The 227-nt window shown below is 33.9% G+C and carries 1 protein-coding gene; it reads left to right on the forward strand.

The window, feature by feature from the left end; genetic code table 11:
* On the forward strand, positions 1-205 hold a 205-nt coding region (locus ON15_RS12100; RefSeq protein WP_040525171.1), incomplete at its 5' end, for a hypothetical protein.
* Positions 206-227: the final 22 nt, after the last annotated feature.

The raw sequence follows: 227 nt of genomic DNA on the forward strand, positions 1-227 counted from the left end.
CCACATATTTTGTATGGTCGACTTGTTGGGTTTTACCGTTACTGAATCCTTAAGAGTACAAAAACTATCGCCAGTTTTTAAATCTTCATATTTCAGTTTTACCGTTACTGAATCCTTAAGAGTACAAAAACTTGATGAATTTGTTAACTTAGGTATGTTTCGTTTTACCGTTACTGAATCCTTAAGAGTACAAAAACTTGCGTGATTAATGCTTAGGCCAACCGAAA

The organism is Liquorilactobacillus vini DSM 20605 (assembly GCF_000255495.1).
GTDB lineage: Bacteria > Bacillota > Bacilli > Lactobacillales > Lactobacillaceae > Liquorilactobacillus > Liquorilactobacillus vini.